Source organism: Streptomyces sp. NPDC048001 (assembly GCF_043203115.1).
In the GTDB taxonomy this organism is placed as follows: Bacteria; Actinomycetota; Actinomycetes; order Streptomycetales; family Streptomycetaceae; genus Streptomyces; species Streptomyces sanyensis.
Genome location: NZ_JBIDBN010000014.1, coordinates 75,835 through 91,940, shown reverse-complemented (window position 1 = coordinate 91,940; position 16,106 = coordinate 75,835). Strand labels below are relative to the sequence as shown.

The following is a 16,106-nucleotide window of genomic DNA, read 5'->3' as shown; positions in this document are numbered from 1 at the left end:
GCCCATCGGGCCCCGTCCGCCGGCAACCGACCGGCGGACGGGGCCCGGTGCCGTTCCGGTGCCGTTCCGGTGCCGTTCCGGCGCCGGGCGGGGCCGCGGGCGGGTGAATCAACCCCCTTGTGGTCCAGACCTGTTGACGAAAGGTCTGGACCATCCTACGGTCAATCGCAGTGCAGCCCCCGGACCACCCCCCACGTCCCCAGGAGCACGCATGCCAGGCCAACGGATCGCCCGTGTCCTCGGAGCGGCACTCGCCGCCCTGCTCACCGCCACCGCCCTCGCAGCCCCGGCCGCCGCCGGGGGCGACGAGCCCGCGGAGACCGCCGCGCCCACCCATGCCCCGGCGGTCTCCGCGCCCCACCGCGACTCGGCGGGCCCCGCCGCCGAGACCTGCGCCCTCAAGCCCCGGCCCGCCGGGAAGGTCCTCCAGGGCTACTGGGAGAACTGGGACGGTGCGGCCAACGGCGTCCACCCGCCCTTCGGCTGGGCGCCCCTGGACGACCCCCGCTTCGCGGCCCACGGCTACAACGTCCTCACCACCGCCTTCCCCGTGATCCTCCCGGACGGGACGGTGCTGTGGGAGGACGGTATGGACCGGACCGTCCGCGTGCCCACCCCCGCCGAGATGTGCCGGGCCAAGGCGGCCGGGGCCACCGTCCTGATGTCGATCGGAGGCGCCACCGCGGGCATCGACCTGAACTCCCGGGCCGTCGCCGACCGCTTCGTCGAGACGATCGTGCCCATCCTGCAGCGGTACAACTTCGACGGGATCGACATCGACATCGAGACCGGGCTCGTCGGCAGCGGCAGCATCGGCACCCTGTCCACCTCGCAGGCCAACCTGGTCCGCATCATCGACGGCGTCCTGGCCCGGATGCCCGCCGGCTTCGGCCTGACGATGGCCCCGGAGACGGCCTACGTCACCGGCGGCAGCGTGGTCTACGGCTCGATCTGGGGCGCGTACCTGCCGATCATCAAGAAGTACGCGGACAACGGCCGCCTGTGGTGGCTGAACATGCAGTACTACAACGGCAGCATGTACGGCTGCTCCGGCGACTCCTACGCCGCGGGCACCGTGGCCGGGTTCACCGCGCAGACCGACTGCCTGGACCGGGGCCTGGTCGTCCAGGGCACCACCGTCAGGGTCCCGTACGACAAGCAGGTCCCCGGGCTCCCCGCGCAGCCGGGTGCGGGCGGCGGGTACATGGCTCCCGCCTCGGTGGCCCGCGCCTGGAACCACTACGGCGGGGCGCTGAAGGGCCTGATGACCTGGTCGGCCAACTGGGACGGCTCCAGGGGCTGGACCTTCGGCGACAACGTCAAGGCGCTCCAGGGCCGCTGACGCCCCCGCGCAGGGGTACGCCCCCGGGCCGGTGCCCGGGGGCGTACCCCTGCGCGGGGGGCTCAGGCGTGCCGGTAGGCCACGAGCGAGATGCCGACGTAGTGCACGATGAACGCGGCCAGCGTGAGCGAGTGGAACACCTCGTGGAAGCCGAACCAGCGCGGCGAGGGGTTGGGGCGCTTCATCCCGTAGATCACGCCCCCGATGCTGTACAGCAGCCCCCCGACGATCACCAGGACGAGCACCGCGATGCCGCCCTTGCGCATGAAGTCGGGCAGGAAGAAGACCGCCGCCCAGCCCATGGCGATGTAGCAGGGCGTGTACAGCCAGCGCGGGGCGCCGACCCAGAACACCCGGAAGGCTATCCCGGCCGCGGCGGCCGCCCATACCGCCCAGAGCAGCAGGCGCGCGGTGGAGTCCGGGAGCAGCAGCAGGGTGAGCGGCGTGTAGGTGCCCGCGATGATCAGGAAGATGTTCGCGTGGTCGAGCCGGCGCAGCACGGCGGTGGCCCGCGGTCCCCAGTTCCCGCGGTGGTACAGGGCGCTCACCCCGAACAGCAGGCAGGCGGTGAGGACGTAGACGCCGCAGGCGATCCGGCCGCGGGGGGAGTCGGCGAGCGCGGTGAGCACGACGCCCGCGACGAGCACGGCGGGGAACATCCCGGCGTGCAGCCAGCCGCGCAGTCGGGGCTTGACGTGGTGGAGGGCGTTCTCGGTCGCTTCGAGGGCGGCTGACGTCATGCGGGCATGGTACCTACGCGACCGTAAGTGACAGGGCCCGAGTGGCGACGCTCACGCAGGCGTGGCGATGCTCACGTGAGAGGCCCTCTGGACATATGGGCATTCGCCACGGATGATCAGATGAGTGAGGTCGGCACCGGATGAGCGCCTACGAAGCGTCCGGGTCGCAGCCCCCACGGGGCATCCATGGGAAACAACCGACAAACCCCTCATTTAGGAGCGATCGTGGCGCGCGACAACGCGGCTCCCGGCACCGTCCCCACCCGGCACCGGGAGCTGATCTCCTGGGTCGACGAGATCGCGGCGATCACGCAGCCGGACCAGGTCGTCTGGTGCGACGGCTCGCAGGCCGAGTACGACCGGCTCGCCGAGGAACTGGTGGCGAAGGGAACCTTCCGGAAGCTGGATCCGGTCAAGCGCCCGAACTCGTACTACGCCGCCTCGGACCCCTCCGACGTCGCACGCGTCGAGGACCGCACCTTCATCTGCTCCGAGAAGGAGGAGGACGCCGGGCCGACCAACCACTGGAAGGCCCCCGCCGAGATGAAGGAGGTCTTCGCCGGTGAGAAGGGCATCTTCCGCGGCTCGATGAAGGGCCGCACGATGTACGTGGTGCCCTTCTGCATGGGGCCGCTCGGCTCCCCGCTCTCCGCCATCGGCGTCGAGATCACCGACTCCGCCTACGTCGCCGTCTCCATGCGCACCATGACGCGCATGGGGCAGGCCGTCCTCGACGAACTCGGCACCGACGGGTTCTTCGTCAAGGCCGTGCACACCCTCGGCGCCCCGCTCGCCGAGGGCGAGGCCGACGTCCCGTGGCCGTGCAACTCCACCAAGTACATCTCGCACTTCCCCGAGACCCGTGAGATCTGGTCCTACGGCTCGGGCTACGGCGGCAACGCCCTGCTCGGCAAGAAGTGCTACGCCCTGCGCATCGCCTCTGTCATGGCGCGCGACGAGGGCTGGCTGGCCGAGCACATGCTCATCCTCAAGCTGACCCCGCCGCAGGGCGAGGCCCGCTACGTCGCCGCGGCCTTCCCGTCCGCCTGCGGCAAGACCAACCTGGCCATGCTGGAGCCGACGATCTCCGGCTGGACGGTCGAGACCATCGGCGACGACATCGCCTGGATGCGCTTCGGCGAGGACGGCCGCCTCTACGCGATCAACCCCGAGGCCGGCTTCTTCGGCGTCGCCCCCGGCACCGGGGAGCACACCAACGCCAACGCCATGAAGACCCTCTGGGGCAACGCCGTCTTCACCAACGTCGCCCTCACCGACGACGGCGACGTCTGGTGGGAGGGGATGACCGAGGAGCAGCCGGCGCACCTCACGGACTGGAAGGGCAACGACTGGACGCCCGCCTCCGGTACGCCCGCCGCGCACCCCAACGCCCGCTTCACCGTCCCCGCCTCGCAGTGCCCGATCATCGCGCCCGAGTGGGAGGACCCCAAGGGGGTGCCGATCTCCGCGATCCTCTTCGGCGGCCGCCGCGCCTCGGCGGTCCCGCTGGTCACGGAGTCCTTCGACTGGCAGCACGGCGTCTTCCTCGGCGCCAACGTCGCCTCCGAGAAGACGGCCGCCGCCGAGGGCAAGGTCGGCGAACTGCGCCGCGACCCGTTCGCCATGCTGCCCTTCTGCGGCTACAACATGGGCGACTACATGGCCCACTGGATCAAGGTGGGCCAGGCCGCCGAGGCCCGGGGCGACGGGGCCGAGCTGCCGAGGATCTACTACGTCAACTGGTTCCGCAAGAACGAGGCCGGGAGGTTCGTCTGGCCCGGCTTCGGCGAGAACAGCCGGGTGCTGAAGTGGATCGTGGAGCGCCTGGAGGGCACCGCCGAGGGCGTCCGCACGCCGATCGGCGTGCTGCCGGCACCCGGCTCGCTGGACACCGAGGGGCTGGAGCTCGCCCAGGCCGACCTCGACTACCTGCTCACCGTCGACCCCGAGGTCTGGCGGGAGGAGGCCGCGCTGGTTCCCGGGCACCTCGACACCTTCGGCGACCACACCCCGAAGGAGCTGTGGGAGGAGTACCGGGCCCTGGTCGACCGCCTGGGCTGACCCACCGACCGTGGCGGGTCGGTCCGACGTCCGCCCTGACCTGTGGTGTCACCCCTGGCCGGCCACGTGACGACGGCCCCCGGAGCGTGCTGCTCCGGGGGCCGTTCGCTGTGCCCCGCACCCGGCGGGGGAGGGGGGTGGCACCCGGTCCGCGACCTCCCCGGCGGCGGACCGGGGCCGATCAGGGGGTGCCGACCAGCGGTCGGCCTTCGAGGGCCGCGGCATGCGCGTCCATGCGCTCCGCGGCCAGGATCGCCGCGGCGGTGTCGGCCCGCGAGGCCGCCACCACCAGGGCGCGCCCGGCCAGCGCGTGCGCCCGCCGGTGCAGGGCGGTGCCGTCGGCGCCGCTGCGGGCGGCGTGGCGGGCCGGGGGAGCGCCGCGCAGACGGGCCACCTGGACGGCGATCGCCTCGGCGGCCTCGTGCAGGGCGAGCTCGTCGGTGACGGCGAGCAGCGAGGAGAGGTGCCCCGCGAGCTGGATGTCCAGCTCCTCCTCGCGCGAGCGGTGGGGGAAGGCGCCGTCGCCGGCCGCCTGGTGGACCGACTTGGTGCGGATCGGTTCGTACATGGAGGGCCTCCTGCGCTCTCAGGAGACCATCCTACATTGGATTGAGTCTAAAGTTGGCTCGCTCTCGGAATCCGTCTCCGGGCGGCGCCCCGGCGGCCGCCCCGCCCCGGGGCGGGGCGGCCCCGCCGGAGCGGATCAGTGCTGCCCGTACCCGTCGAGGAAGGTCCCGATCCGGGTCACCGCGTCCGCCAGGTCCTTCGCCGCGGGCAGCGTCACGATGCGGAAGTGGTCCGGCTCGGGCCAGTTGAAGCCCGTCCCGTGCACGACCATGATCTTCTCGGACCGCAGCAGGTCCAGCACCATCTGCCGGTCGTCCTTGATCTTGTACACCGCCGGATCGAGCCGCGGGAACAGGTAGAGGGCGCCCTTCGGCTTCACACAGGTGATCCCGGGGATCCGGGTGAGCAGCTCGTAGGCCGTGTCCCGCTGCTCCAGGAGCCGTCCGCCCGGCAGCACCAGCTGCTCGATCGACTGCCGCCCGCCGAGCGCGGTGGCCACCGCGTGCTGCGAGGGCATGTTGGCGCACAGGCGCATGTTGGCCAGGATCGTCAGGCCCTCGATATAGGACGAGGCGTGCTTCTTGGGCCCGCAGACCGCCAGCCAGCCGGAGCGGTAGCCCGCCACCCGGTAGTTCTTGGAGAGCCCGTTGAAGGTGAGCACCAGCAGGTCGGGGGCGACCGCGGCGGTCGGGGTGTGGGTGGCGCCGTCGTAGAGGATCCTGTCGTAGATCTCGTCGGAGCAGACGACCAGCCGGTGGCGCCGGGCGATCTCGGTGAGCGAGCGGAGCATCTCCTCGTCGTAGACGGCTCCGGTCGGGTTGTTCGGGTTGATGATCACCAGGGCCTTGGTGCGGTCGGTGATCTTCCGCTCGATGTCGGCCAGGTCGGGCATCCAGTCGGACCGCTCGTCGCAGCGGTAGTGCACGGCCGTCCCGCCGGACAGCGACACCGAGGCGGTCCACAGCGGGTAGTCCGGTGCGGGGACGAGCACCTCGTCGCCGTCGTCGAGCAGGGCCTGCATCGACATCTGGATCAGCTCCGAGACGCCGTTGCCGAGGTAGACGTCCTCGACGTCCAGGTCGATGCCCTTGGTCTGGTAGTGCTGCATCACCGCGCGGCGCGCGGACAGCAGGCCCTTGGCGTCGCCGTAGCCGTGGGCGCCGCCGACGTTGCGGAGGATGTCCTCCAGGATCTCCGGCGGGCACTCGAAGCCGAAGGCCGCCGGGTTGCCCGTGTTCAGCTTGAGGATCCGGTGACCGGCCGCCTCCAGCCGCATGGCCTCCTCGAGGACCGGGCCCCGGATTTCGTAACAGACGTTGGCGAGCTTCGTCGACTGGATCACCTGCATGTCGCGAGCTTACGGCGGCGGCCCGGTGATCGCCGACGGGATTCCGCGCGGCGGGTGGGCGTCGAATGTCCCGTTTTGCAGCTTTGGGTGGTGGAGACCTCCAGGGGCCTTCGAATGCGGTCCGGCCCGGCGTGGCGACCTGTGATTCCAACCCGCGGGGGACGGTGTTGCGCTCGTCACCCCCGGCCGGATGCGATGGGATACTGTGCGTCCACGCAAGGTGCGGGCCGTCTCCGGGCCCGCCCGGGACCGGAGGAGGTGGACCCGATCAACCCGTTCGCAGGCCGGGCGCCCCTTCTCCGCCGCCGCGTCGGCCACCGGGTCTGAGCCCCGGGCCGGCCGCGGCCGCCGGGTGCCCGTCGGTACCCGAAAGGCAGTCCATGCCCCTTGCCCCCACCCGCCGTGCCCGTTCCGCAACCGTCGCCGCGCTGCGCTCCGCGGGCTGCGTCTTCGCCGAGGAGGAGGCGGCACTGCTGCTGGCCGCCGCCCGCACGGCGGACGAACTGGCCGCCATGACCGAGCGCCGGGCCGCCGGCCTCCCGCTGGAGCAGATCCTCGGCTGGGCCGAGTTCCACGGCCACCGCACCGCCGTGGACCCCGGGGTCTTCGTCCCCCGCCGACGCAGCGAGTTCCTGGTGGAACGGGCCCTCGCCCTCGCCCCGCCCGGCCCCCTCGTCCTGGACCTCTGCTGCGGGACGGGCGCGCTGGGCGCGGCCGTGCACCGCGCCCTGGGCGCCGGCGAGCTGCATGCCGCCGACATCGACCCGGCCGCCGTCCGCTGCGCCCGGCGCAACCTGGCACCCCTGGGCGGGACGGTCCACCAGGGCGACCTCTACCGCGCACTGCCCGCCGCGCTGCGGGGGAGGGTCGACGTGCTCCTCGCCAACGCGCCGTACGTCCCCACCGCGGAGCTGGGGCTGCTGCCCGCCGAGGCCCGGGACCACGAGCCGCCGGCCGCACTGGACGGCGGTCCGGACGGTCTCGACGTCCAGCGGCGGGTGGCCGCCGGGGCGCCGCACTGGCTCTCCCCCGGTGGAGTGCTGCTGGTGGAGACCGGCGAGCGGCAGGCGCCGCGCACCGCACGGGTGCTGGCCCGCCATGGTCTGCTCGTGGAGACCTCGGTGTGCGGGGAGCGCGGCGCCGCGGTGGTCTCGGGGATGCTGCCCGCGCACTGAGGCCCCGGTGGCGCGGAAGCGCCACCGGGGCCTCGGCTCCGCCGCGTCCGGGGACGCCGGGCGGAGAGGTCAGGCGTTGATGCAGGTGTTGCCGAACGCGGGGTTCAGCAGGCCGACCACGTTGATCGAGTTGCCGCAGAGGTTCACCGGGATGTGGATCGGGACCTGGATCACGTTGCCCGACAGGACGCCGGGGGAGCCGACAGCGGCACCGTTGGCACCCGCGTCGGCCATGGCGGGCGCGGCGGCACCGCCCAGTGCCATGACGATACCGGCGGCGACGGCAGCAGCCTTCATGTGCTTCATTTCGATCCTTTCAGCAGGGGCGCGATACGGGGGCACGGCCTTCGTGCCCGCGCAGCCGCACATTCGGCATGTGCGGGCATGCGCCTCCGCAGACTGGGTAACGAGGGGATTCCCGTTCGGAAACCGCTCACCGGCGGGCAGTTCGAAAAGTCACTCGTATGCCTCGCCGATAATGGTTCGAACCTACTTCCGCCATTCGGCGGGCGATTCGGCCCCCGAATGCCGGAAATCATCCGGGCATTGCGGGACAGCCCCAAGGGGCCGCCCCCGTACGCCGGCTGCGTACGGGGGCGTTCTCCGTTCCGGCGGGTCAGCGGCCGGACAGGCCGTTCTCCGACAGGATCGGGATGTCGCTGAGGATGTGCGACAGCGGCTCGTCACCCTTGGCCTGGGTGGAGTTCTCGACGCACTGCTGGTTCTGCGGGGCCGACAGGATCGGGACGTCCTGGACGGCGATCGGCACCAGGCCGACGAGGGAGCCGACGTTGGCCTTGGCGGGCAGGCCGATGCAGGGCTTGTTGAGCGAGCCCTGGACCAGGCTCATCTGGGGGCTCATGTCGCCGTGCGTGGCCGCGTTGCCGTAGGACTGCGAGGCGCCGTTGCCGCTCGCGGAGAAGGTGCCCTCGTTGTCGCCGACGGCCAGAGCCTGCGGAGCCATGGCCGCGCCGGCGCCCACCATGGAAGCGGTGACCATGGCCGTCGTCAGAATCTTCTTGATCACTTACTTGTCCCTTTTCGTTATGAACGCGCGAACGCGGTGCAGTCTGACCAACTGGAGCCGCCGGGTTTGGTTGCGGGCGTTCACCCGATTGCCGCAACGTGGGTCCGGGGGGCCGTCGGGGCTATCGCGATCGTCCGGGTTGGTGAATGGATTCTGCGCCGTTCCGCCGCACGGGGTGCGGCACAATAGGCGAATCCATCGGGTCGAAACGAGTGGTGAATTCACTATGACAATGACGTCCGACGCGTCCGGTGCCGCCGGGTCCGCCGTACCCGCGCCCGCCGCACCCCGGGACGGCAGCCCCTCACACCGGGACCCGGACCCGGGGGTGGTGGGTGCGTCCCGGGCGCTGGGGTGGCTGCTGGTGGTGACGGGGGCTGCGGGGTTGCTGGCGGCGTGGGTGATCACGCTGGACAAGTTCAGGTTGCTGGAGGATCCGGGGTTCACGCCGGGGTGTTCGCTCAATCCCGTGGTGTCGTGCGGGAGCATCATGAAGAGCGAGCAGGCGGGGGTGTTCGGGTTTCCGAACCCGATGCTGGGGCTGGTGGCGTACGGGGTGGTCGTGGCGGTGGGTGCGGGGCTGCTGGCGGGGGCGCGGTACCGGCGGTGGTTCTGGTGGGGGTTGAACGCGGGGTGCCTGTTCGGGGTGGGGTTCTGTACCTGGCTGATGCAGCAGTCGCTGTATGTGATCGGTGCGCTGTGCCTGTGGTGCTGTCTGGCGTGGGTGGCGACGATCGTGATGTTCTGGTACGTGACCTCGCACAACGTGCGGAGCGGGGTGCTGCCGGCGCCGGCGGGGGTGCGGGGGTTCCTGGGGGAGTTCACCTGGGTGCTGCCGGTGCTGCACATCGGGATCATCGGGATGCTGGTGCTGACCCGCTGGTGGGACTTCTGGACCTCCTGAGGGCCGTCGGGCCGTCGGGCCGTCGGCCCGCCGGGGCCCGGCACTCCCGGGACCCCGGCGGGAGCGCCCCGCACCACCCGCGCCGACGGGGCCCGGACGCGGAGGAGCCCCGGCGGCCCGAGGCCGCCGGGGCTCCCCACCGGGTGTCAGCGGCCGGACAGGCCGTTCCCCGACAGGACCGGGATGTCGTTCAGGATGTGCGACAGCGGCTCGTCACCCTTGGCCTGGGTGGAGTTCTCGACGCACTGCTGGTTCTGCGGGGCCGACAGGACCGGGATGTCCTGGAGGGCGACCGGCACCGCGCCGACGAGGGAGCCGACGTTGGCCTTGAGCGGCAGGCCGACGCAGGGCTTGTTCAGCGAGCCCTGGATCAGGCTCATCTGCGGGCTCATGTCGCCGTAGGTCTCGGCGTTGCCGTAGACCTGCGAGGCGTTGTTGCCGCTCGCGGAGTGCGTGCCCTCGTTGTCGCCGACGGCCATCGCCTGCGGGGCCATGGTCGCGCCAGCGGCCGCCACGGAGAGCGAGAGTGCCGCCGTAGCCATAACCTTCTTGAACATGTTGCGTCCTTCTGTTGCTGAGAATGCCCGCCGATGGAGCTGCCTGACCAACCGTGCGACCGGCCCTTTGGTTCTCCCGGTTCACTCCAAAGGCCCTTGTCCGTACGGCTGCTGACGCCTCGTACCCGGACGCCGGGCGCGTCCGGAGGCGGCCTCAGCCGCCGAGCGAGACGCCGCCGAGCATCGGGGTCGTGGCCGCCGCGGTCTTCAGGACCTGCTCGGGAGCGTTGCCCTTGAGGTTGTTCAGCTCCATCACGGAGTCGGTGGTCTGACCGAGCACCTGGTCCGTCTGCGTGACGTCGTCGAGCTGCGGCAGGGTGGAGGCCACATGGGCGATCCCGCCGTTCAGGCTCATCGGCACGGCGCTCGGCGGCTGCGCGGCCATGGCCGGAGCGGCGACACCCATCGCGGCGGCCGAACCGGCGAGGATGGCGGCGGCCCTGGACTTCTTCATTTCGCGAATCCTGTTCCCGGCGGGTACTCCCCGCCGTCGACAGGTACAACGAGCCGTATCCGAACGGGAAACCCTTCCGTTATCCCGTGCATGAAGGACAGCGAAGGCGCGGACGATCCACGAGCTCTCTCAACGACCGAGTTCCCCGGAAGTTGCGCGACGTCACACGATGGTTGGGTTCCCGATTTCGGGGGGCGCACGAAGCCCCCCGCGCAACACGCCTGCACGGGAGCGGAATACCCGCACCGCCAGTTGGTCGAACCGCCGAGTCCGACGTGATTTCGCCCACGCTTTCTGACAAAGTGCACTCCTGTTTTGCCGCCTTGATCGACAATGGGGAGCCAGTCATGCCGAAGTCGTCAGGCTTCGCCCGGCGAGGCGCATGGGCGTCCCTGCTGTGCACGGCGGCGGTGCTCGCCCCGGCGGCCGCCGCGGCGGCGCCCCCTCCCGTCCCCGCCGACGCCCCGCGCATCCCCTTCGCCCAGCGCTACCACGCCGTCCACCACGGCGGGATCGTCCGCGCGGCCAACGCGTCCATCACCTGCCGCACCCCCGAGGCGAAGGGCGCCGCCTCCTGCCCGGAGCTCCGGCGCGGCGCGGCCGGGGCCAACGGCGACTACGACATGTTCTACGTCGACCTCGACGACGACCCCAACACCTACAACGCCACCCGCGCCCGGCTCGGCCTGCCCGAGGGCTCCACGGTCCGCTACGCCCGGCTCTACTGGGGCGGCAACCTCCGGGTCGGCGAGCAGAAGCCGCCCGAGGACAACGGCCGGGTGCTCGTCGCCGAGCCCGGCGGCCGCTACCGGGAGGTCCTCGCCGACACCCGCATCGCCCACCGCGACGCCGGCGGCACCGACTCCTACCAGGCGTCCGCCGACGTCACCCCCCTGGTGCGCGGCAGCCGCCCCGGCTACTGGACCGTGGCGCAGATCAACGTCGCCATGGGCCGCAGCGCGGCAGGCTCCTGGGGCGGCTGGACCCTGGTGGTCGCCTACGAGAACGCGCGCGAACCCCTGCGCGAGCTCTCCCTCTGGGACGGCTTCGAGACCGTCCGCTCCGCCGGCGGCCCCCGCGAGGTGACCGTCCGGGGGCTGCGTCTGCCCCCGGGGGCCGCCGGGCGCGCGGGGATCGTCGCCTACGACGGGGACCGCGGCGAGCGCGGCGACACCGTGACGGTCCGCGCCGGGACCGGCCGCCCCCGGCCGCTCACCGACGCGGCCAACCCCGCCACCGACACCATGAATTCCACCGTGGCCGATCTCGGCCGCAGCAGCTCGGACCGGAAACCCGCCTACCGGAACACCCTCGGATACGACTCCGACGTGTACGACATCCGTCCTGCGCTCCGCGGCGGCGCGCATTCCCTCACCTTCCGGTTCGGCGGTGAGGAGAACGGCTACTTCCTGGGCGCCCTCTTCGTGCAGGCGGACACGAGCCGCTGAATTCCGGCCCCCGACCCCTCCCTCGCTTCCACCCGTCCGAAGAGAGTTCCACGTGCCGCAGAGAGACCGGACAGAGAAAAGCCGACTGACGGTATTCCACCTCGTCCAGCCCGTGGAAGGCGGCGTGGCACGGGTCGTCACCGATCTGGTCCGGGCGCAGGCGGCCGCCGGTGTGCACCCCGTCGTCGCCTGCCCGCCGGGCGGCACCCTGGCCGACGCGGCCGCCGGCGCCGGGGCCCGTGTCGAGGCGTGGACCGCCGAGCGGTCCCCCGGACCGGCGCTCGCCCGCGAGGTGGCCTCCGCCGCGCGGCTGCTCCGTGCCGTCCGCCCTCAACTGGTCCATGTCCACAGCGCCAAGGCCGGGCTCGCCGGACGCCTCGCCGTCCGCGGGCGCGTGCCGACCGTGTTCCAGCCCCACGCCTGGTCCTTCGACGCCGTCTCGGGCCGCGAGGCGCGCCTGGCCCTCACCTGGGAGCGCTACGGCACCCGCTGGAGCACCCGCACCCTGTGCGTCAGCGACAGCGAGCGCCGCGCCGGGGAGCGTGCCGGTATCCGCGCCCGCTGGTCGGTCATCCGCAACGGCATCGACCCGGACCGCTTCGCCGAGGACCGCGAGGGCACGCTGCGCGCCGCCGCCCGGGCCGGGCTGGACCTCCCCGAGGGCACCCCGCTCGCGGTGTGCGTGGGGCGGCTGTGCCGGCAGAAGGGGCAGGACGTCCTGCTGCGGGCCTGGCCCGAGGTGGCCGCCGCCGTCCCCGGGGCCCGCCTCGTCCTGGTCGGCGACGGCCCCGACGGCGCGGCCCTGCGTGCCGCCGCCCCGCCCGGAGTGGTCTTCGCGGGCGCCTGCGAGGACGTCAGGCCCTGGCTGTACGCCGCCGACGCCGCCGTGCTGCCCTCCCGCTGGGAGGGCATGGCCCTGGCCCCCCTGGAGGCGATGGCCTGCGGCCGCCCGGTGGTCCTGACCGAGGTGAGCGGCGCCCGGGAGAGCCTCCCGCCGGGCGGGGAGCACCCCGCCCCCGTCCCGCCGGAGGACCCCCGCGCCCTCGCGGCCCCTCTCGTCCGGCTGCTCGCCGACCCCGGTCTCGCCGCCGGTCTCGGGCGCAGCGCGGCCGCCCATGTCCGGGCCACCGGCGACGTGCGGCGCACCGCCGACGCCGTTCTCGGCCTCTACCAGGAACTCCTCACCACGCACCGTCCCATGACGAGGAAGAGCACCGCACGATGACGACGGAGAGTGCTCCCGTGCCCCACACCGCCCCCGTGGCGGCGACCCGCCGGGCCCCTTCGCTCCATGCCTCCCGCAGGTCGGCCGGCCGCCGCCCCGCCGCCCACGCCCGCCGCCGGATCCGGCAGCGCGGCCGACCGGTGGCCCTGCTCGCCGTCGACGCCGCGGCGGCCGCCGCCGCGGCCGCCGCGGTCCCCGGGCCCGAGCGGTCCCTGCTCCCCGCGATGCTGCTGCTCGCGACCTCCGCGGCCGCCCTGCACGCCTGGAGGGGCCTGTACCGCGGCTCCCTGTCGCCCTCCGCGCTCGCCGAACTGCCGACCCTTCTGCTGGCCTCGGCCGCCGCGTGGATCCTGCTCGGCGAGGCGCTCGCCGCGGACGGGTCCGGTTTCACCGGAGCCGGGCCCCTGGCCGGGGGTGCCGCCCTCCAGACCCTGCTGGCCTGCGCCGGGCGCGCCGCCGTCCACCACGGCCGCCGCCGGTTCGCCGCGCGCAGGCCGCACTCGGCCCTGGTGGTCGGCGACGGGGCCGTCGCCCGGCAGGTCACCGCCGCCCTCTACGCGCACCCGGGCTACGGGATGCGGCCCGTCGGCCGGGTCGCCCCCGGCCGACGGGCGGCCACCGAGGACACCGGGACCCTTCCGGTCCTGGTCACCGGCGAGGACGTCAGCCGCGCCGTCATCCAGAACGCGGTGACCCACGCCCTGTTCACCGCCCCGCCCTCCGCCGGGCTGGTGCGCCTGTTCGCCGACCACGGCTGCCGCACCTGGCTGGTGGACGGGGGAGCGGCCGAGGGCGTGGTCCGCCCGCGCCCCGCCCACCCCGACCACCTGTGGGGGTTCTCCGTCCAGCCCCTTCCGTCCGGCTCGCGCCCGCTCGGCCCCGCCCGCTCGGCCAAGCGCGCCCTGGACGCGCTGCTCGCGGCCGTCGTCCTGGTCGTCGCCGCGCCGGTGCTCGGCGTCTGCGCCCTCGCGGTGCGCCTCGCCGACGGACCGGGGGTGATCTTCCGTCAGGAGCGCATCGGGCTCGGCGGACGCCCCTTCACCCTGCTGAAGTTCCGCACCCTGCGGCCCGCCGACGAGCACGAGTCCGCGACCCGCTGGAACGTCGCCCGCGACCGCCGGATGAGCGCCACCGGCAGCCTGCTGCGCCGCACCTCGCTGGACGAGCTGCCGCAGCTGTGGAACGTGCTCCGCGGCGACATGAGCCTGGTCGGCCCCAGGCCCGAACGGCCCTACTTCGTCGCCCAGTTCACCCGCGCCCACCCCGGCTACGGCGACCGCCACCGGATGCCCGTGGGCATCACGGGGCTGGCCCAGGTCAACGGACTGCGCGGGGACACCTCCATCGAGGAGCGGGCCCGCTTCGACAACCACTACATCGACACCTGGTCGCTGTGGCAGGACGTGTGCATCATGGCGCGCACCGCCGCGTCGCTCTTCCGTCTCGGGGGCAGCTGACCGTGGCCACCGCCGCACCGACCGCGTCCCCCGCTCCCGGCGAGGCCCCCTCGCCCGCCGCCGGGGCCCCCGCACCGGCCGCGCGCCGGGCCCGTCCCCGCACCGACCGGCTGCTGCTCCTGCCGCTGCTCGCGACGGTGCTGCTGCTCGCCCTGCCGCTCGGCCGGTACGGCGGTCCGGGCACCGTCGCACCGGCCGACATCGCCTCCGGCGTCCTGGTGGCCGCCTGCCTGCTGCGGCTCGTCCGGCGGCGGGAGCGGCCCCTCGGGCCGGCGGCGGCAGCGGTCTTCGCCCTGCCGGTGGTCGGCTTCGCGGTCGCCACCGTCACCGCGGCCGACCCGGTGGCCGCCCTGCCCGGACTGGTGCGCTACCTCCAGGTGTTCGTCCTCGTGCCGTGCGCCGTGATGCTGCTGCTCCGCGACGCGGGGGGCTTCCGTGCCGTCACCGGCGCGCTGGTCGCGCTCGCCCTCGTCCAGGGCGCGATCGGGACGTACCAGTTCGCCACCGGGACCGGCGCCTCCTACAGGGGGGCCGAGATCCGCGCCGTCGGCACCTTCGGGCCCACGGACGTGATGGGCATGGCCACCGTCGTGTCCTACGGGTTCCTCGCCGCCCTCGCCCTGGCGCTGAGCCCCCCGCAGGGCGCACACCGCAGGCTGCGTCCCGCCGCCCTCGCCGCGGCCGGGCTGCTGCTGGTGCCGCTCGGGCTGTCGTTCAGCCGCGGCGCCTGGATCGCCACCGCGCTCGCCGCGCTGGCGGTGCTGCTGCTGGACGGCCCGCGGCGGGCGGTCAAGGTGCTGGCCGCGGCCGTCGCGGCCGGGGTGGTGCTGGCCGGAGGACTCGGCGTGGGCTCCGAGGCGATCTCGCAGCGGATCGGCAGCATCACCCAGGTGACGGACGCGCCCGACCGCTCGGTCACCGACCGGTACAGCATGTGGGCCGCCGCCGTGTCGATGTGGCAGGAGGAGCCCGCCACCGGGGTGGGGCTCAAGGGCTTCCCCGCCCACCGGGACGCCCACGCCTCCCTCGGCCTGTCCGCGGGCAGCGACACGGCCGGTGCGGGGCGCTCCTTCGAGAAGCAGCCGCTGCTCTCGCCCCACAACATGTACCTGCTGGTCCTCGGCGAGCAGGGGCTGGTCGGCGCCACCGCCTTCCTGGCGTCCTGGCTCGCCCTGCTGCTCGGCGCCGTCCGGCGTCTCGTCCGCGCGGCGCCCGGGGCCCCGCTCGACTGCGGCCTGGCCGCCACCGGCCTGATGCTGTGGCAGGCGGTCGACTTCCTCTACGCCGACATCGGCGGCCCCTCCACCGTGCTGACCGGTGTGGTGGTGGGCCTGGCGGCCTGGTGGGCGCTGGGCCCCGCACCCGCCCCCGCCGCCGCACCTGCGTCCGGACGCGCCCCTGCCCCGGCACCCGCGTCCGGCGCCGTATCCGCGCCCGCGGACCCCGCACCGCCGGGGACACGGCCATGACACCCGCCGACCGCCCTCCCCCCGCCGGGTCCGGACCGGCGGCTCCCCCGCCCCCGTCCGCCCCGCGCCCGCGCAGCGGGCAGGACGCCCGGAGCGGCCCCGCGGCGCGCCCCGGGCCCGCCCGGCGCCCCGCCCCGCCCGCGGCGGACACCGCCCCGGACCGCCCCGGCACCCCACCCGGACAACCCCCGGGCCCCGCACCCGCACCCGGCGCACCCCCGGGCCCCGCATCCGCCCCCGCGGAGGCCGCACCCGCCCCCGCGGGCCCCGCGCCGGCCGCGGGCACCGGCGCCCGGCGCCCGGCACGGGCCCCCGCCGAGCGGCCGGCCGCG

Annotated in this window: 15 protein-coding genes; 8 read left to right on the top strand and 7 right to left on the bottom strand. The window is 73.7% G+C overall.

Annotation, left to right across the window (positions count from 1 at the left end; all coding sequences use genetic code 11):
* The first annotated feature begins 211 nt into the window (after positions 1-211).
* Positions 212-1,342, top strand: a complete 1,131-nt coding sequence (locus ACGF15_RS24870; protein ID WP_345616264.1) for a chitinase — start codon at positions 212-214, stop codon at positions 1,340-1,342.
* A 62-nt stretch (positions 1,343-1,404) separates the two neighbouring features.
* Here ACGF15_RS24870 and ACGF15_RS24865 read toward each other — a convergent pair whose 3' ends face one another.
* Positions 1,405-2,082: a hemolysin III family protein gene (locus tag ACGF15_RS24865; RefSeq protein WP_345616265.1), complete on the bottom strand. Its 678-nt coding sequence runs from the start codon at positions 2,080-2,082 to the stop codon at positions 1,405-1,407.
* Between the two features lie 225 nt (positions 2,083-2,307).
* On the opposite strand from ACGF15_RS24865, the gene ACGF15_RS24860 reads away from it, so the two are divergent.
* Complete coding sequence (locus tag ACGF15_RS24860) at positions 2,308-4,143, top strand: phosphoenolpyruvate carboxykinase (GTP) (RefSeq protein WP_362615425.1); 1,836 nt, start codon at positions 2,308-2,310, stop codon at positions 4,141-4,143.
* A gap of 181 nt (positions 4,144-4,324) precedes the next feature.
* Here ACGF15_RS24860 and ACGF15_RS24855 read toward each other — a convergent pair whose 3' ends face one another.
* Positions 4,325-4,711: a hypothetical protein gene (locus ACGF15_RS24855; RefSeq protein WP_345616267.1), complete on the bottom strand. Its 387-nt coding sequence runs from the start codon at positions 4,709-4,711 to the stop codon at positions 4,325-4,327.
* 135 nt (positions 4,712-4,846) lie between these two features.
* Positions 4,847-6,058 (bottom strand): pyridoxal phosphate-dependent aminotransferase, encoded by a 1,212-nt coding sequence (locus tag ACGF15_RS24850; protein ID WP_345616268.1) that lies wholly within the window; start codon positions 6,056-6,058, stop codon positions 4,847-4,849.
* Positions 6,059-6,438: 380 nt separating this feature from the next.
* Here ACGF15_RS24850 and ACGF15_RS24845 point away from each other — a divergent pair, with 380 nt between their 5' ends.
* On the top strand, positions 6,439-7,233 hold the full coding sequence (locus ACGF15_RS24845; protein ID WP_362615423.1) for a putative protein N(5)-glutamine methyltransferase: 795 nt from the start codon (positions 6,439-6,441) through the stop codon (positions 7,231-7,233).
* A 69-nt stretch (positions 7,234-7,302) separates the two neighbouring features.
* Here the strand turns inward: ACGF15_RS24845 and ACGF15_RS24840 are convergent, their stop codons facing one another.
* Positions 7,303-7,539, bottom strand: a complete 237-nt coding sequence (locus ACGF15_RS24840) for a chaplin (RefSeq protein ID WP_345616270.1) — start codon at positions 7,537-7,539, stop codon at positions 7,303-7,305.
* A 310-nt stretch (positions 7,540-7,849) separates the two neighbouring features.
* Positions 7,850-8,260, bottom strand: coding sequence for a rodlin (locus ACGF15_RS24835; protein WP_256526969.1), 411 nt, complete (start codon positions 8,258-8,260; stop codon positions 7,850-7,852).
* A gap of 232 nt (positions 8,261-8,492) precedes the next feature.
* On the opposite strand from ACGF15_RS24835, the gene ACGF15_RS24830 reads away from it, so the two are divergent.
* Positions 8,493-9,164 carry a vitamin K epoxide reductase family protein gene (locus ACGF15_RS24830; protein ID WP_392802051.1) on the top strand — a complete coding sequence of 224 codons (672 nt, stop codon included), beginning with the start codon at positions 8,493-8,495 and terminating at the stop codon, positions 9,162-9,164.
* 146 nt (positions 9,165-9,310) lie between these two features.
* Here ACGF15_RS24830 and ACGF15_RS24825 read toward each other — a convergent pair whose 3' ends face one another.
* The gene (locus ACGF15_RS24825; RefSeq protein WP_256524826.1) at positions 9,311-9,721 is read right to left on the bottom strand and encodes a rodlin; all 411 of its coding nucleotides are present in this window, start codon (positions 9,719-9,721) and stop codon (positions 9,311-9,313) included.
* 154 nt (positions 9,722-9,875) lie between these two features.
* Complete coding sequence (locus ACGF15_RS24820) at positions 9,876-10,175, bottom strand: hypothetical protein (RefSeq protein WP_345616517.1); 300 nt, start codon at positions 10,173-10,175, stop codon at positions 9,876-9,878.
* 347 nt (positions 10,176-10,522) lie between these two features.
* Here ACGF15_RS24820 and ACGF15_RS24815 point away from each other — a divergent pair, with 347 nt between their 5' ends.
* The 4 genes from ACGF15_RS24815 to ACGF15_RS24800 are packed head-to-tail and all read left to right on the top strand — an operon-like array spanning position 10,523 to position 15,774.
* On the top strand, positions 10,523-11,623 hold the full coding sequence (locus ACGF15_RS24815) for a DUF3344 domain-containing protein (protein ID WP_392802048.1): 1,101 nt from the start codon (positions 10,523-10,525) through the stop codon (positions 11,621-11,623).
* 52 nt (positions 11,624-11,675) lie between these two features.
* Entirely contained in the window at positions 11,676-12,848 is a 1,173-nt protein-coding gene (locus tag ACGF15_RS24810) for a glycosyltransferase family 4 protein (RefSeq protein WP_392802045.1), read from the top strand.
* Positions 12,845-14,305, top strand: a complete 1,461-nt coding sequence (locus ACGF15_RS24805) for an exopolysaccharide biosynthesis polyprenyl glycosylphosphotransferase (RefSeq protein ID WP_392802042.1) — start codon at positions 12,845-12,847, stop codon at positions 14,303-14,305. The genes ACGF15_RS24810 and ACGF15_RS24805 overlap by 4 nt, the downstream gene beginning before the upstream one ends.
* Entirely contained in the window at positions 14,302-15,774 is a 1,473-nt protein-coding gene (locus ACGF15_RS24800; protein WP_392802202.1) for an O-antigen ligase family protein, read from the top strand. The genes ACGF15_RS24805 and ACGF15_RS24800 overlap by 4 nt, the downstream gene beginning before the upstream one ends.
* Positions 15,775-16,106: the final 332 nt, after the last annotated feature.

What these genes read in the sequence shown, in the direction of transcription:
- ACGF15_RS24845 (WP_362615423.1), top strand. Translation starts at nt 6,439, where the DNA reads ATGCCCCTTGCCCCCACCCGCCGTGCCCGTTCCGCAACCGTCGCCGCG.
- ACGF15_RS24850 (WP_345616268.1), bottom strand. Translation starts at nt 6,058, where the DNA reads ATGCAGGTGATCCAGTCGACGAAGCTCGCCAACGTCTGTTACGAAATC.
- ACGF15_RS24825 (WP_256524826.1), bottom strand. Translation starts at nt 9,721, where the DNA reads ATGTTCAAGAAGGTTATGGCTACGGCGGCACTCTCGCTCTCCGTGGCG.
- ACGF15_RS24830 (WP_392802051.1), top strand. Translation starts at nt 8,493, where the DNA reads ATGACGTCCGACGCGTCCGGTGCCGCCGGGTCCGCCGTACCCGCGCCC.
- ACGF15_RS24870 (WP_345616264.1), top strand. Translation starts at nt 212, where the DNA reads ATGCCAGGCCAACGGATCGCCCGTGTCCTCGGAGCGGCACTCGCCGCC.
- ACGF15_RS24815 (WP_392802048.1), top strand. Translation starts at nt 10,523, where the DNA reads ATGCCGAAGTCGTCAGGCTTCGCCCGGCGAGGCGCATGGGCGTCCCTG.
- ACGF15_RS24805 (WP_392802042.1), top strand. Translation starts at nt 12,845, where the DNA reads ATGACGACGGAGAGTGCTCCCGTGCCCCACACCGCCCCCGTGGCGGCG.
- ACGF15_RS24820 (WP_345616517.1), bottom strand. Translation starts at nt 10,175, where the DNA reads ATGAAGAAGTCCAGGGCCGCCGCCATCCTCGCCGGTTCGGCCGCCGCG.
- ACGF15_RS24840 (WP_345616270.1), bottom strand. Translation starts at nt 7,539, where the DNA reads ATGAAGCACATGAAGGCTGCTGCCGTCGCCGCCGGTATCGTCATGGCA.
- ACGF15_RS24865 (WP_345616265.1), bottom strand. Translation starts at nt 2,082, where the DNA reads ATGACGTCAGCCGCCCTCGAAGCGACCGAGAACGCCCTCCACCACGTC.
- ACGF15_RS24855 (WP_345616267.1), bottom strand. Translation starts at nt 4,711, where the DNA reads ATGTACGAACCGATCCGCACCAAGTCGGTCCACCAGGCGGCCGGCGAC.